The 14,560-nt window shown below is 71.1% G+C and carries 14 protein-coding genes and 2 pseudogenes; 12 read left to right on the top strand and 4 right to left on the bottom strand.

Annotated elements, in window-relative coordinates:
* The first annotated feature begins 215 nt into the window (after positions 1 to 215).
* The 4 genes from TU30_RS30805 to TU30_RS30790 all read left to right on the top strand — a co-directional run bounded on the left by TU30_RS30805 (position 216) and on the right by TU30_RS30790 (position 4,137).
* Complete coding sequence (locus TU30_RS30805; protein WP_042176444.1) at positions 216 to 1,505, top strand: ROK family transcriptional regulator; 1,290 nt, start codon at positions 216 to 218, stop codon at positions 1,503 to 1,505.
* Between the two features lie 78 nt (positions 1,506 to 1,583).
* The gene (locus tag TU30_RS30800; protein WP_042176442.1) at positions 1,584 to 1,850 is read left to right on the top strand and encodes a hypothetical protein; all 267 of its coding nucleotides are present in this window, start codon (positions 1,584 to 1,586) and stop codon (positions 1,848 to 1,850) included.
* A 791-nt stretch (positions 1,851 to 2,641) separates the two neighbouring features.
* A complete protein-coding gene (locus tag TU30_RS30795) occupies positions 2,642 to 3,535 on the top strand; it encodes a universal stress protein (RefSeq protein ID WP_042176439.1) in 894 nt (297 codons plus the stop codon).
* 362 nt (positions 3,536 to 3,897) lie between these two features.
* Positions 3,898 to 4,137: a hypothetical protein gene (locus TU30_RS30790; protein WP_042176437.1), complete on the top strand. Its 240-nt coding sequence runs from the start codon at positions 3,898 to 3,900 to the stop codon at positions 4,135 to 4,137.
* 224 nt (positions 4,138 to 4,361) lie between these two features.
* Here TU30_RS30790 and TU30_RS30785 read toward each other — a convergent pair.
* Both TU30_RS30785 and TU30_RS30780 read right to left on the bottom strand, forming a co-directional pair.
* Positions 4,362 to 4,910: pseudogene (locus TU30_RS30785) on the bottom strand (VanZ family protein); the annotation flags it as partial.
* 96 nt (positions 4,911 to 5,006) lie between these two features.
* The gene (locus TU30_RS30780; protein WP_042176436.1) at positions 5,007 to 5,657 is read right to left on the bottom strand and encodes a DUF4230 domain-containing protein; all 651 of its coding nucleotides are present in this window, start codon (positions 5,655 to 5,657) and stop codon (positions 5,007 to 5,009) included.
* Positions 5,658 to 5,905: 248 nt separating this feature from the next.
* Here TU30_RS30780 and TU30_RS30775 point away from each other — a divergent pair.
* A pseudogene (locus TU30_RS30775) lies at positions 5,906 to 6,841 on the top strand (ribose-phosphate diphosphokinase); the annotation flags it as partial.
* 37 nt (positions 6,842 to 6,878) lie between these two features.
* Here the strand turns inward: TU30_RS30775 and TU30_RS30770 are convergent.
* Positions 6,879 to 7,259: an anti-sigma factor antagonist gene (locus TU30_RS30770; protein WP_042176485.1), complete on the bottom strand. Its 381-nt coding sequence runs from the start codon at positions 7,257 to 7,259 to the stop codon at positions 6,879 to 6,881.
* Positions 7,260 to 7,689: 430 nt separating this feature from the next.
* Here TU30_RS30770 and TU30_RS30765 point away from each other — a divergent pair, with 430 nt between their 5' ends.
* From TU30_RS30765 to TU30_RS30745, 5 genes are read left to right on the top strand one after another with little or no spacing between them, the layout of a single operon-like run.
* The gene (locus tag TU30_RS30765; protein WP_042176434.1) at positions 7,690 to 9,582 is read left to right on the top strand and encodes an ATP-binding protein; all 1,893 of its coding nucleotides are present in this window, start codon (positions 7,690 to 7,692) and stop codon (positions 9,580 to 9,582) included.
* Positions 9,579 to 9,989 carry a roadblock/LC7 domain-containing protein gene (locus TU30_RS30760; RefSeq protein WP_042176431.1) on the top strand — a complete coding sequence of 137 codons (411 nt, stop codon included), beginning with the start codon at positions 9,579 to 9,581 and terminating at the stop codon, positions 9,987 to 9,989. The genes TU30_RS30765 and TU30_RS30760 overlap by 4 nt, the downstream gene beginning before the upstream one ends.
* On the top strand, positions 9,986 to 10,357 hold the full coding sequence (locus tag TU30_RS30755; RefSeq protein WP_042176428.1) for a DUF742 domain-containing protein: 372 nt from the start codon (positions 9,986 to 9,988) through the stop codon (positions 10,355 to 10,357). Before TU30_RS30760 ends, TU30_RS30755 begins: the two co-directional genes overlap by 4 nt.
* A complete protein-coding gene (locus tag TU30_RS30750; RefSeq protein ID WP_042176425.1) occupies positions 10,338 to 10,943 on the top strand; it encodes an ATP/GTP-binding protein in 606 nt (201 codons plus the stop codon). Before TU30_RS30755 ends, TU30_RS30750 begins: the two co-directional genes overlap by 20 nt.
* Positions 10,940 to 12,193, top strand: a complete 1,254-nt coding sequence (locus TU30_RS30745) for a cytochrome P450 (RefSeq protein ID WP_042176423.1) — start codon at positions 10,940 to 10,942, stop codon at positions 12,191 to 12,193. Before TU30_RS30750 ends, TU30_RS30745 begins: the two co-directional genes overlap by 4 nt.
* Before the next feature lie 87 nt (positions 12,194 to 12,280).
* Here the strand turns inward: TU30_RS30745 and TU30_RS30740 are convergent, their stop codons facing one another.
* Positions 12,281 to 13,312, bottom strand: a complete 1,032-nt coding sequence (locus TU30_RS30740) for a 7-epi-alpha-eudesmol synthase (RefSeq protein WP_042176421.1) — start codon at positions 13,310 to 13,312, stop codon at positions 12,281 to 12,283.
* 321 nt (positions 13,313 to 13,633) lie between these two features.
* Here TU30_RS30740 and TU30_RS30735 point away from each other — a divergent pair, with 321 nt between their 5' ends.
* Together TU30_RS30735 and TU30_RS30730 are read left to right on the top strand one after the other, a co-directional pair.
* On the top strand, positions 13,634 to 14,026 hold the full coding sequence (locus TU30_RS30735) for a VOC family protein (protein ID WP_042176419.1): 393 nt from the start codon (positions 13,634 to 13,636) through the stop codon (positions 14,024 to 14,026).
* 129 nt (positions 14,027 to 14,155) lie between these two features.
* On the top strand, positions 14,156 to 14,560 hold a 405-nt coding region (locus TU30_RS30730; RefSeq protein WP_042176417.1), incomplete at its 3' end, for a transposase.

Raw genomic sequence — 14,560 nt, 5'->3', positions numbered from 1 at the left:
GGGAGGACCCGGGTTTCCGTCCCACGGTAAGGAATCGAAAGGTGCCCGAGCCAACCGTTTTCCCGGGAGCGCCGGGACGGTCCGGTCGGGCACCGGCCGTCCCGGACCGTCCCGGCTTTAGTTCACCCCATTGAATAAGGGTGCGGGGAAGTCGCGCCGGGGTGGCTCCCGGCGGTATGTTGCGGGTCGGGCAGGGGCTCGGGAGGAGTGGCCGGATGACGGGGCGGAACGGGCGCACGGTACGCGACCTCAGGCGGGCCAACCGTACGGCCGTGCTGCAGAGGCTCTACTTCGACGGACCGCTCAGCCGCTTCGAACTCGGCCCGGCGACCGGGCTCAGCTCCGGCTCGGTGAGCAATGTCGTCGCCGACCTGATGGGTGACGGCCTGGTCGAGGAGGCCGGCAGTGTCGACTCCGACGGCGGCCGTCCGCGCACCCTGCTGCGGGTGGCGCCGGTCAGCGGCCACATGATCGGCGTCGACGTCGGCGAGACCCGGGTCCGCGTCGAACTGTTCGATCTGACCCTCACCGAACTCGCCCGCGCCGAGCGCCCGCTGGAGCAGCAGCGCTACGAGGTCGACGTCATCGTCGACCACATCCGTGCCGGAATCGCCGAGGTGCTCGCCGCCGCCGGTCTCGCCCCCGAGCGGCTGCTCGGTGTCGGCATAGGCGTCCCCGGCATCGTCGAGCGCACCCCGGACCGGGGCGCCGTCGTGCACGGGCAGACCATCGGATGGGACGCCGTCGAGCTGGAGTCCCTGCTGCGCGGCGGCTCCCCCCTGCCCGACAGCGTCCCCTACTTCATCGACAACGGAGCCAGGACCCTCGGCCAGGCCGAGATGTGGTTCGGGGCGGGACGCGGGGCGCGCAACGCCCTCGTCGTGCTCTTCGGTTCCGGTGTCGGTGCCTGCCTCGTCACTCCGGAGGCGGAGCACGGCCGCGCGGTCGAGTGGGGGCACCTGACCGTACGGGTCCGCGGACGGCGCTGCCGCTGCGGTGCGCTCGGCTGCCTGGAGGCCTACGCGGGCGCCGAGTCGCTGCTCGCCCGGTGGCGGGAGGAGGGCGGTCCGGTTCCCGGTGGCGCCGACGAGGAGACGGCGCTGACCGCGATGCTCGCAGCCGCCTACCCTCCCGACGGCACCACCGCGGACCCGGTCGCGCTCGGTGTGCTGGAGGAGACCGCCGAGTACCTGGGCGCCGGCCTGTCCGACCTGATCAACCTCTTCCAGCCCGAACGCATTCTCGTGGGCGGCTGGGCCGGCCTCCAGCTCGGCTCCCGCTTCCTGCCGGCCGTCCGCAGGCACGCCCTGTCGTACGCGCTGCGCCATCCCGCCGGGAACGTGACGATCGAGCTGGGCAGCCTCGGCCCCGACGCCGTCACCGTCGGTGCCGCGATCCTGCCGCTCGCCGACTTCTTCGCCCGCGGTGGACGCCGCCCCGATCCGGACCCGCAGTCCCCGCCCCCCGCCTGGCGCAGAGCCCTGCGGGAACGGACGCCGCACTGAGCGTTTCGCCGGGTGCCGCGGCGGTACCCGGCGGGACACGCGTACGAACGTAGTGAGCAGGGAAGAAGGGAGCGTGCCGTGACCGACCACCGCCACGAAGGGCCGGGGGAGAACGGCCAGGGCGTCCCCCGGGACCTGCCCGACCAGCAGGTGGGCGAGGGCGAGGACCCGTGGGAGGTCGCCCCGGGCGTCGACGAGGACGCGTCGGAGGAGACCGGGGACGATTCCGGTGAGAGCCGACCCGACGTCCCTGATACGGACGAGGCCGGGACCGGCCGGCGGGGCGCGCCGCACTCGGCCTCCGCCGACCCCGACCAGCCGGTACCGGACGAGCCCTCCGCGTAGCGGGCACAGGGAAAGCCCCGACCGCGACGGGGGAATCGCGGTCGGGGCGGCTCGATGGCGGGTACGGAAGGCGGTCGCCTCGTGGCGAAGGCTCCACAGGGCTTCAGCCGGGCGGTCGTTCCCGTGGGCGGAAGACGTGGCCCGGGGGCACGATTTCTTCCGCACCCACGTCCTCTTCAACGGAGGCCGGCCCCGATGTGTTCCAGGTGTCCCGCCCCTTTGCTCCGGATTTGCAGTGATGTGCGTCACTCGCCCGGCCCGCTCGCCGGTGTGCCTGCCGACACGACGTGGTGGGCGAACGGAGGCGCCGTTCCGGCTGAACCGCTCTAGGGCCGATGGAGGCTCCGATGTGCTCCGGGTCCGGTGGAGCCACCTTGCTGGACAGGTGATGCTCCACGGACTCCAACGAGACTTCGGGGCCCGGTGGCCACCCGGCCGGGTTCCGGCGCGGGCTGCTCGGTCTCGTCGAAGCCGGCCGGGCGATCCGGCGGACCGCCCCCGCCCGTGAGACGGCCTGCCCGGTCGCCGTCCCTCCACGTCCTCCGCACCTGCCGCAGCACATCCGGCATCTGCGCATGGCCGCCCTGAGCTGCCGGGGAGTGGGCACGGCGGGTCTCCTCGCGCCGTGCGGTGCCCAAGGCGTGCCGCCGTCACCGGTCCCGCGGGCCCGGTGGACATGGCGCAGCGTTGGCGTGACGAGCGAGTCTGAGCAAATGTGGTGAGAGGGCGGAAGGGCTGCCGGCCGCGACTGCCGCCTGTCGTGCGCGATGTGTGGGGATCGGAGGTCCGCCGTGAGTGCGCCTGTCGTGGTGGGTGTGGATGGTTCGGCGCCGAGTCTGGAAGCGGTCGATCTCGCGGCTCGTGAAGCGCGTTTGCGTGGGCGCGGGCTGAAGGTGGTGCACGCGTTTGTCTGGCCGATGATGCATGCGCCGTTCGGGCCCGGTCCGTCGCCGCTGGGCCCGGCCGAGGGCGGGCCGCGCGACCTGGTCGGCTGGACGGTGGCCGAGGCGGTGGAGCGTGCGCGTTCCGCCGAGCCGGAGGTGGAGGTCACCCATGCCGTGGTCACGGGGGAGCCGCTGACGGTGCTGGAGGCCCAGTCCCGCGAGGCCGCGCTGGTCGTGGTCGGCAGCCGGGGGCTGGGGGGATTCGTGGGGTTGCTGGCGGGGTCGACGGCGGTGCATCTGGCCACGCACAGCCGCTGCCCGGTCCTGGTGGTGCGGGAGCAGCCGCGTCCCGCCCGCCGGGTCCTCGTGGGCGTCGACGGCTCGCCGGCAGGCGACGCGGCGGTCGAGTTCGCCTTCGCGGAAGCCGCGCTGCGGGGAGCGCCGCTGACGGCACTGCACGCCTGGACCCTGTGGAACGCGTCCTTGCCCGCACTGCAGGACGAATCGATGCCGTACACGAACCCGCCGGGCGAGCTGGAGGACAGCGAGGAGCGGCTGGTGACAGAGGCCCTCTCGGGTCGCGGTGAGAGGTATCCGGGCGTCACGGTCGAGCACAAGGTGGTGCGGGGCGGTGCACGGGAGGCGCTCATCGAGGCGAGCAGGGACGCCGGACTGCTCGTTCTCGGCGCCCGGGGCCGCGGCGGATTCGCCGGCTTGCTGCTCGGATCGGTCAGCCAGGCCCTGCTGCAGCACGCCCACTGTCCGGTCGCCGTCGTACGGGGGTCCGGTGTCCGGTGGTGAGACCGCCGGTGTGCCCGGGCAGCCGGGAGGCCCCGTGGCGGGTGCGCGTCATGGACTGCCCGCTCACGAGGTCGTGCTGCTCCTGGAGACCGGCCCTGACCGTGGGCTGAGCGTCGACGGGGCTCGGAGCGCCGGCTTCACTGCGACACGACGGTTCGCAGAGCAACCGGACGAGGCCTTGCCGCAGCAGTCGCCCACCAGCGTGCGGATTCACCCACCGGCGTGCGTCGTCACCACAGGCCTCTGCCGCCACGTGCTCCCGGGTACGGCGCCCGCGAGGACCCGCCGGCCGAACTGTCCCGGCGTCCCGTGTCTCCGCGCGTGACCCGCGCTTGTCCGGTTTGCGTTCTACGCTCGTATGCATGACCGAAAGCGTGAGCCCGTACATGGCCCATCCACGGATCATGGTGCTCGGTGTACAGCCCGGTACGCCGCCGTTCCGGATCGTGGAGATCGACGGAGAGGTGATCGGCGAGGCCAGGACCATCACCGACGTGCTGCTGGCCGCCGCCGCGTTCGGGATCACCGTCCATGATCTCGACGACCCGGACGTGGTCCGCTGGGTCGGCGGGGACAAGTACACCTGGACCCTGCGCCGGTAGACGTCCGGACGTTGCGGCGGACGCCGGCTGTCGCTGAGCCGGCGGCGCCGCCCGGGTCATGCCTGCGCCTTTGTCCTTGTCCTGGACTTCGCGTCGGTCCCCGCCTTGGTCCGGGCCCTGTCCTTTACGAGACTCCGCAGCTTGCTCGGTGTCCTGCTCTTCGGCGTGCTCTTCGGTCCGGTGGCCGGCTCGGTGCTGCTGTTCCTCCTCTTCGGAGCGCTCTTGTCCCTCGGCCTGCGTGCGTGCACGGCCCGGCCGAGCCGGCGTCCCAGCAGGAGATAGCCGATCAGCGCCCCGCTGGTGTTCAGGATGACGTCGTCGATGTCGAAGGCGCGGCCGGTGATCAGCGCGCCCTGCGCGAACTCGACCAACAGCATCACGGTCCCGGTCAGCAGCAGCACCTGCATGAATCCGCGGGTGCGCGGCGCCAGCATCGGCGTGAGGATGCCGAAGGGCACACCCAGCAGGAGGTTGCCGCCGACCTGGCGGACGGCGTCGCGCAGCGCGGGCTGGTCCAGATAGGCCTGCAGGGAACGGCCGGGACGCAGATTGGTGTGGATCAACGCCTCGGAGGCGGGTGAGGGCTGCAGGGTGACCCGGGCCAGCGCCACCGCGAAGACGACCATGAACGCGAAGGCGCAGAGCATCACCAGCAGCCGGACCGGCAGCGGGAGCGGACGCCGTTCGCTCCTGCCGCCGGTGCCGCGTTCGGCCGGGGGGCTGCCCGGTTTCCTGCGCCGTCCGAAGCGCGTGCGTGAGGCTGTACGGGCCATTTCGTTCTCCGCTCGTCGACTGCTGTCATGTATGGGACAGGCCGGTTGCCCCGCGCCGCCGTCTTCACGTCCGGCCGGTGTGGACGCCCCTGCCGGTCAGTCGCCGTAGGCGACGTCCACCTTCGTGAACCCCAGGGAGCGCAGCAGGCCTTCGAGCATCCCCGTGGTGTTGCTCTCGGCACGGGTGGTCAGTTCGCTCTCCTTCGCCGCGGCGCCGATGTGCCGCACCGCGAGCTTCTGCACGGCCTGTTCGCTGTTGGGGTTGTCGGAGAAGAGGTCGCCGAGACGGTCGAGCAGCCCGCGCTCCTTGGAGACGGCGTAGGAGCGTTCCGGGTCGAGCGCGGGAGTGCCGAGGCGGGCGTGCGGCAGCCGCAGGGTGGCGGACGTACGGTCCTCATCGACCTGCACGTCGTCCTTGCCGAGCTTGCCTAGGTCGACATAGGCGTCGACGGTGCCCGCGCCCACGTACAGGGTGCGGGTGCCGCGGATCGCGTCGGGCAGGAACCTGGTGTCCTTCTCCAGGTCAACCACGACCTGGAAGTTGCCGGTCGCGGCGTCGTACCGGCTGATGTCCTGGATGGACTCCAGCAGCGCGGGACCGGAGCGGTCGTGGGTCTCCGTACCGAACAGGTCCTTCAGACCCGGCAGCACGCTCAGCCGGATTCCCGCGAAGAGCACGGCGAGCACCACCACCACCGCGGTGAGTGCCTTCGCCCAGCCCGGCATGCGCCTGAGGGGAGTCGTCATGGTGAGGGCCCTCCTTCCTACCGACCGGATGCCCCTCACTTCACCGAACAAGCAGGGGAGTTGAGAGGTGAAGGGCACCGCCGGAGCACGTGGGGGCGCGCGGTGTGCCGGGAGTGCCCGAAGGCATGGGAAGGGTCGTCGAAACGATGGCCGAAGGGGTCTCCGGACGGTGCCCCGCGGCGGCCCGGGGCCAGTAGCATGAGCCTTCCGGTCGACATGATCATCCGAGGAGCCGACCCGGGCGAGACATCCCCGTGTTCAGCGGCAGCGCCCATCCGGAACTGGCGGCGGAGGCCTGTGCACATCTCGGCGTGCCGCTCAGCTCCGTCCGGAGCAGCAGGTTCGCCAACGACTCCCTGGAGGTGCAACTGCAGGCCAACTGCCGCGAGCGCGACGTGTTCCTGGTGCAGCCGCTGGTCAGACCGGTACAGGAACACCTCGTGGAACTGCTCCTGATGTGCGACCCGGCCCGTGGGGCGTCCGCCTCCCGGATCACCGTCGTGATGCCGCACTACTCCTACGCCCGCTCCGACAAGAAGGACGTGCCGCGCATCTCCATGAACGGACGACTGGTCGCGGACCTCCTGGTGGCGGCCGGAGCGAGCCGTGTCCTGGCGATGACCCTGCACGCGCCGCAGGTGCGCGGGTTCTTCTCGGTGCCCGTCGACCATCTGCACGCACTGCGTGAACTCGCTTCGCACTTCCGGCAGTACGAGCTCAGCCGCGCCACCGTCGTCTCACCCGACCTGGGCAACGCGAAGGAGGCGGCGGCGTTCGCCCGTCTCGTCGGAGCGCAGGTCGCGGCCGGGGCGAAGCAGCGGTTCGCCGACGACCGGGTGCGGATCAGTTCCGTCATCGGTGAGATCGCCGGGCGGGACGTCGTCGTTCCGGACGACGAGATCGCCAAGGGCAGCACGGTGCTCGAACTGCTCGACCGGCTGAGGGAACTGGGCCCTCGCTCGATCCGAGTGGCCTGCACCCACGGCCTGTTCGCGGCCGGGGCGCTCAAGCGGCTGAGCGAGCAGCCCGACGTACTGGAGATCGTGTGCATCGACACGGTCCCGGTGCCCGCCGGGGAGCACACGGACAAGCTGAGGGTCCTGTCCATCGCCCCGGCGCTCGCCGAGGCGGTACGGCGCATTCACAACGGTGAGTCCGTCAGCGACCTGTTCGACGCACCGCCGGCCGCGCAGCACCGGCTGCCCTGCCGCCCGCTGCTCGTCATACCGGTCCCGGCGTGGCCTCGGGCTGGTCCAGGGCCGCGTCCAGGGTCGGTCGCGGAGGCAGCAGCCGGGCCAGGCCGGTGATCCGCAGCACACGCAGGGTCAGCGCGTCCGTGCACACCAGGTGCAGCCTGCCGTGCTGCTCCAGGACCCGCTGCCGGGCACGGTAGAGCAGGCGAAGACCGGAGGCGTCGAGGAACTCCACCCGGGTCAGATCGATCACGACGCGGCACTCCGGGGCCGAGGTCGCCGCGTCCAGGTGGGGGCCGACCTCCACCTCCGCCACGATGTCGATCTCGCCGCGGAAATCCAGCACCGTGTGCCCCCGGTCCTGACGGACGCGGAGAAACCGGGTCGGCGGTGCAGGTTGGTGCCGCACCACGCCATCGCCTCCAGCCTGCTTCGTACACGGATCGGCCCCCAACGCCGTTCCCTGCCCTGCAAGTTACCCCCAGGTGCCGGGATGTGGGCATGTTTGATCGTCATATGTCTTCGAATTGCGACCGAGTCCTTCCGGCTCCGGCCGGTCCATTGTGGCGTGGCACGGCTCCGGACGGCCAGGATCTGTCTGGGTAGTCAACTGCCCAGCCAGATCAAGCCACTTGTCGATACGGCATCTTCTCCCCGGCGTGACGGAACCTTCACTTCCGCCGCCTTCCGAACTTGATCCTTTTGCGGTTGGAACCGATAAGCTCCTTGTCAACGCTGCGAGTTGAAGTGATCGCGCCGCGTCGGTTCGCGATACGTACCCATGAGTGCGATCCCCTTGCACATCCCCCTGTCTGATCGTGTTGCTTCGAAGGATGCAGATGGAACTCGCCCCTCCGCCACCGGCGGCGCGGCCTCCTGTCGCCTGGTACAGCTGGTGGCTGATGCCGCTGGGCCTGGGCAGTGGGACGATCGCCGCCACGTTCATGAGCTCGGAGCGGATAACGGTGGCCGTCGCCGGCGCCGCCGCCACCGCGACCGGCGTGTTGTGCGTACGGCTGCTGCTCCGCACCCGTACCCGGCTGTCCCGGACCGAGGAGACCCTCCGTGCCGCGCAGGTCGAGCAGTCGCAGAAGTCACTGCAATGGCAGGAGCAGGCGGCGGGGCGGGAGAGGGACTTCGCCGCCGAGCGCACCGCCCAGGCGGAGAGGTCCGCCGAGCAGAAGGCCGCGCACGAACGGCTTCTCGCCGACCGGGACACGGCCTGTGAGAGCCGACTCGCGCAACAGGAACAGGTCTTCGAGGCGCGGCTGACCGAACTGACCGAGCGCCACGACGCCCGGCTCGCCGAGCAGGCAGGGCACCACGAGGCCCGGCTCGTCGAGCAGGCCGAAGCCATGGAGGAGAGGCTGACGCACCAGCTCGCCGCGGTGGCACATCTCGCCGGCACACAGCTGCCCGAGGCGATCGAGCGGCTGCGCGCCGGCGACGCCATCGACGACCTGCTGCCGAGCGTCACCCAGTGCGTCGCGGCCGGTGTGGAACTCCAGACAGAGCTGCGCAGAATCCTGCGGATCTCCCTGATGGCACTCGAGGAGGAGTTCGACCGCTCCACCTCCGCCGAGCAGGCCGTCATCAGCATCGGCAACCGCATCCACGTGCTGACCAGCAAACTCCGTGGCCGACTGCACGAGATGCAGGGGGAGCACGGCCGGCTCCCGGCCGTCGCCCGGGCCCTGATGGAACTCGACCAGGAGATCGGCCCCGCCGACTGTCTCGCCGCCAGTGTCGGAGTCCTCGGAGGTTCGGACCGGCCGGGCAGGCAGTGGCAGGAGCCGCAGCGACTGCTGAGCGTGATGCGCGGCGGCATCGGCCGGATCAAGGACTTCCACCGCGTCCAGCTGCGCCGGCTGCCCGAACTCGGCGTCGACGGCGGCCTGGTGGACCACCTCACGCTGATCTTCGCTCACCTGCTGGACAACGCGGCCCGCTACTCACCGCCCACCGAGCCCGTGGTCGTCTCCGGCAAGGAGGTCCCGAACGGCGTCGGCATCGAGATCCAGGACTCCGGCAAGGGCCTGAGCGAGGAGAAGAAGCGCGAGGCCGAGCACGCCCTTGCGGGCACCGCGCCCGGCGCGGGCATCGGCGGCATCACCGAGGACGCGAACATCGGCCTGCGGGTCGTCGGCGTCCTCGCCCGCCGCTACGGCATCCGGGTCACCTTCGCCGACTCGCCCTGGCTCGGCACCTCGGTGGTGGTCGTCGTACCGCACACGTACTTCAGCCCGCTGCCCACGGCCACCGACGTCGCCCCCGCCCCTGCCGCGGGCACCCGAGCCGGGGCACCGGCTCTGCCGTGGACCGCGGTCACCGACGACGGTGAGGCCGATCTCTGGCCGGCCGACTCCGCCGAGGCACCCGGCTCCGACACGTTCCCCGAGTCCGCCGGAGCGGTGGACACCACACCCGGCGGACTGCCCCGCCGTCGCAGCAGCAGGCGGATCGAGGCCGAGCCACCGCGGACCGGACGGGCCGGGCACGGAGGCCGGAGCACCGTCACCGCCGTACCCCCGGACGCGTCCTTCACCGGACTCGCCGCCTTCGCCACCGCCGGCCGCGACATCGCGGGGCGCGATACGGCGGGCCGCGACACGGGTGAACATGGGTCCGAAGAACGCGACACCGGCGCGGCGCCCGAGGCGGCCGCCGGTGACACCCCCACAGGACGTGAGTCCACGAAGTACCGCACCGAGGAGAGCGACCACACCCCATGACGCACCAGGGAAACGACGTGAGCTGGGCACTCCGCGATCTCGTCGAGAGTATTCAGGAGATCCGCTTCGCCCTTGTGGCCTCCAGCGACGGCAAGGCCATCACCTCCTTCGGGGCGGAGGACCCCGACGACGTGGACCGCTTCGCGGCCGTGGTCGCCGGCCTGCAGGCACTGGCCCAGCCGGTCGCCGAACAGTTCCCCGCCCACGCGGGGCAACTGCGGCTGGCGATGATCGAGGTGGACGGCGGCCATCTGTTCGTGGTCCGTGCGGGTGTGGAAACCTACCTCGGCGTCCTCGCCCGCGAGGGCCTGGACCAAGGCCTGCTCGGACACCAGATGAGGGACCTCGCCCGCAGAATGGGCGAGCTGCTCGGCACCACTGTGCGCCTGGAGGAGCACTCTGGATGAGTGCTCCCCGACGGCCGTCGGACCCGTCCGGTCTCGAGCGCTACTACGTCCTCACCGGGGGGCGCAGCGGACCGGGCGGTTCGGCGTCGAGTCTCGACGTGGCGACCCTCGTCGTCTCCTGCTCGGCCCCCTTACCGGGGATGCAGCACGAGCACGAGGAGATCGTCCGGCGCTGCCGTGAACCGCTCTCCGTGGCCGAACTCGGCGCCCACCTCGGGCTGCCGTTCAACATTCTCGCCGTACTGCTGTCGGACCTGCTGGACGGAGGCCACGTCGAAGCCCGCGACCCCGTTCCGGCCCACGACGCCGGCCGCGGGCCCGACCTCGCGCTCCTTGAGGAGGTACTCAGTGGACTTGAAAGGCTTTGACCAGGCCGGTCGGCAAACGGCCGGGGACACCCGCTCGGTGAAGGTGATGATCGCCGGCGGGTTCGGTACCGGGAAGACCACGATGGTCCGGTCGGTCAGCGACATCAAGCCGCTCACCACCGAGGAGACCCTCACCCAGGCCAGCGCCGACGTCGACCGGCTCGTGGGCGTCGCCGACAAGACGGAGACCACCGTCAGCCTGGACTTCGGCAAGATCGGCATCAACGACAACCTGGTGCTGTACCTGTTCGGCACGCCCGGCCAGGAACGCTTCTGGTTCCTGTGGAACGGGCTGTTCAAGGGTGCGCTCGGCGCGGTCGTGCTGGTCGACACCCGGAGGCTGGCCTCCAGCTTCCGCGCGATCGAGGAGATGGAACGGCAGGAAGTGCCCTTCGTCATCGCCCTCAACGTCTTCCCCGACTCCAAGGACCATCCGGTGGACGAGATCCGGGACGCCCTGGACATTCCCGGGAACATCCCGGTCGTGGCCTTCGACGCACGCGACCGGTCCGCCAGCCGTGACGTGCTCGTCACCCTCATCCACCATCTGCGGGACCGCTCGGCCGTGGCCGCGGAGTCCCGGTGAGCGACCCGGCCGGGAATGACCCCGGCGCCACCCGAGGCTGCCCCGTCGCCCACCACGGCGCTGACCTCGCCCGGCTGTACGGGCCGGACCTGGCCGCCGACCCGGCCGGCCTCCACGAGCGGCTGCGCAAGGAACACGGATCGGTCGCGCCGGTGCTCCTGGAGGGCGACGTGCCGGCCTGGCTGGTGCTCGGCTACCGGGACAACCGGCGGGTCCTCGACAACCCCCGCCAGTTCACCCGGGACGCCCGGATCTGGCGCGACCGGCGTGAGGGGCGCGTCGCGGACACCTCACCGCTCGTCCCGATGCTCGGCTGGCGCCCAGACTGCGTCTCCCAGGACGGCGAGCCGCACCGCAGGCTGCGCGGAGCCGTCACCGACGGGCTCCAGGCCGCCGCCGGCCGCGGTATCCGCCGGCACGCCACGCACTTCGCGAACAAGGAGATCGACGCCTTCGCGGACACCGGACGCGCCGACCTGGTGAGCGACTACGCCGAGTACCTGCCGATGCTGGTCATCACCCGCGTCCTGGGGCTGCCCGAGGCAGAGGGACGCGATCTGGTCGAATCCTGCGCCCAGGTCCTCCAGGGCGGCGAGGACGCCCTCACGCACGACGTACGCATCCAGGAGATCCTCGGCGCGCTCGTCGTCCGCAAGCGGTCCGAACCCGGCAGCGACCTCACCACCGCCCTGCTGGCCCACCACGCCGGGCTCGACGAGGACGAGGTGGTCAGCCATCTGCGCCTGGTGCTGATCACCGGGCACACCACCACCAGCAACCTGCTCGCCCGGGTGCTCCAGCTGGTCCTCACCGACACCGCGCGGTTGTCCGGGCTGATCAGCGGCCGGCTCAACATCTCGGCGGTGGTCGAGGAGGTCATGTGGAACAGCCCGCCGCTCGCGGTACTGCCGGGCCGGTTCGCCACCAGCGACCTGGAGATCGGCGGGCACCGGGTGCGGGAGGGCGATCTGCTGCTCCTGGGTCTCGCGGCGGGCAACCAGGACCCCGAGATCCGCCCGGACACCGGGGTGTCCGTCCAGGGCAACCAGTCGCACCTGGCGTTCAGCGGGGGACCGCACGAATGCCCCGGCCAGAACATCGGCCAGGCCATCATCGAGATCGCCGTGGACGTGCTGCTGCACCGGCTGCGGGACCTGCGCCTTGCGGTGCCGCCGGACGAACTGTCCTCCACCGCCTCCACCTGGGAGACCCGGTTGGACCGTCTGCCGGTCGAGTTCGGCACCACCTGACACCGGGCGGCGCCGCGGCGATGGTGACCGGCCGCCGCGACCGGCGTGCCGCCCGGCCCCGAGGCGGGGCCGGGCGGCACGGCCGTCTCACACGGTCAGCAGATCGTCGACCGAGCCGCGGCCCGCCTGCTCGGCCTTGGCCACCGCGCCCTCCTTCGACGCCGCGTACCGGCCGCTGGTCAGAGCCCACTCGTAGTTGCCCCCGATCCAGTGCTGGATGGCCTGCACGCCCTTGTCCACCCGCTCGCGCTCGTCCGCGTCGAGCCCGAGCTCGTCGCACATGCGGGGCACCCGTGCCTCCAGCTCCAGGTACTCCTCCAGGCAGGCGGTCGTCATGCGGTACGCCTCGGCCGCGGCCTCCTCCCACGAGCAGCCGCGCTCCCGGTGCAGTACCGCGATCAGGTTGTGGCCGTCCCCGCGCCGCCGCTCCCGCTCGAAGGAGTGGATGTCGTTCATGAAGCCGATGGTGTCAGCGGCCAGATCGCGCATCCGCTCCATCAGGGGGTGGGCCATCACCCGCGCGGGCACCTCGAATCCGCGGCTGCGCTCACCGGCGTCGATGCTGTGGTGGATACCGACGGTACGGCGCCGGAACACGGCGTACTCGTCGAGGCCGAGCGTCCCGGTGAGCCCGCGGGCCGCCAGGTCGACCTCCTCGCAGTGGGCCACCAGGAACCGGCCCCAGGACGCGGCGAACCGGGTCTGCCAAGTCAGGGACATGCCATGCGAGAGGCGCTCCCAGACCTGCGCCCAGGCCACCGTGATCGGGCAGACCATCCGGGGCGTGCTCCCCGCCGGACGCAGGGGGGTGACGATGAGCTCCCGCGCCACGTCGGCTATCACGTCCGCCCGGTCCGGCCGCCCGGCGTCGAACTGGTCGTCGAACAGGAACGCCAGTGAGAACCAGTTCATCAGGACGACCATGTCCTCGGCCGAGGCGTACGGATAGGTGCGGGCGGCGGCCTGCGGCAGGTCCCAGGAGCGGTACTCGTCGAAACCGGCCCGGCTGCGCACCAGCCCCATGTCCCACACCCAGCGCAGATGACGCGCCCGCGCGTACTCCAGATGCTCGCCGACCGGGGTGTTGAAGGGGAGGTCGAACCGGACGTCCTGAGACATGTGCTTCCTTTCGGGAGACGGAACGCAGAGTCCCCCCGCCCTGCGGGCGGGCCGTCGCGGAGACGGCCCGCACCCTCGAACTCGGCTACACGGTACGAAGGTTGAACCGGCAAGCGGAACGAGGATGCCCAGATCCTAGATGATCTACACCGATTGGTTGTCGTGATATCCGTTATGCAACAAGCCACTTGAGGCACATGTCGCATCAAACACCGCAGAAGTCAGTGGACTTGCCGCTGATTGAATCCCCGGAACGGGGAAAGGCGCCCAGTACAGGCCGGGGAGCCGCCCCGACCCGTGGACGGACCCTGTGGAGGAGACATGTCGACCGTGCCTGCGGGAGTGGTGGTGCTCGACTGCGCCGAGCCCGAGAAACTCGCCGAGTTCTACCGTGAGTTGCTGGCTGCGGAGGTGGCGAACGCCAACGCCAACCGGGTCGAGATCCGGGCCGCCGACGGTTTCCGGCTGGCACTGCGCCGGGACGCCAACGCCACTGCGCCGAGCTGGCCGCGCCCCGAGAACTCGCTCCAGGTGCACCTGGAGTTCGAGGTCGACGACCTGGACGCCGCGGAACGCCGGATCGTGGGCCTCGGCGGACGCCCGGTGGAGACCAAGGACGCCACGGGCCCCTTGGAGGAACGCGGCTACGCCGATCCGTCCGGGCACTCCTTCACTCTGCGCTGCAATGTGCCGGTGGCACCGAAACTGGGCTGATCCCCGCCGTACGGGGCCCCGGATCCTGAGACGGGATGCTGTCGGTTGATCCGGGGCCTGGCGTGACGTCGGCCTTCGAGACCCGGTTGTGGTCTTGAAGGCCGACGTTGTCGTTTGGGGTGGGTGCGGATGTCGATGCAGCCGAAGGGGTCTGGGGAGATCCCGGCGGAGACGGTGCGGGTGGCGCGGGCCGCGTTCCCGAACGGGAGTCCGGCGATCCGGGTGCGGGACGAACCGGGGTCACTGTTCACGGACGAGGAGTCCGTGGACCTGTTCCCGACGCGGGGCAGGCCTGCCTGGTCACCGGGTCGGCTCGCGCTGGTACCGGTGTTGCAGTCCGTCGAAGGGCTCACCGACCGGCAGGCCGCGGAAGCGGTCCGGGCCAGGATCGACTTCAAGTACGCGCTCGGCCTCCAGCTCGGCGATCCGGGGTCCGACTTCTCGGTACTGTCGGAGTTCCGGGATCGGCTGGTGGAGGCTGACGCCGGGCTGCGGGTGCTGGACGGCGTCCTGGTCGCGGCTCGGGAGAAGGGC

The organism is Streptomyces sp. NBRC 110035 (assembly GCF_000829695.1).
Classification (GTDB): Bacteria; Actinomycetota; Actinomycetes; order Streptomycetales; family Streptomycetaceae; genus Streptomyces.
The sequence above is the reverse complement of the archived record's forward strand: the minus strand, read 5'-3'. Positions and strand labels throughout refer to the sequence as shown.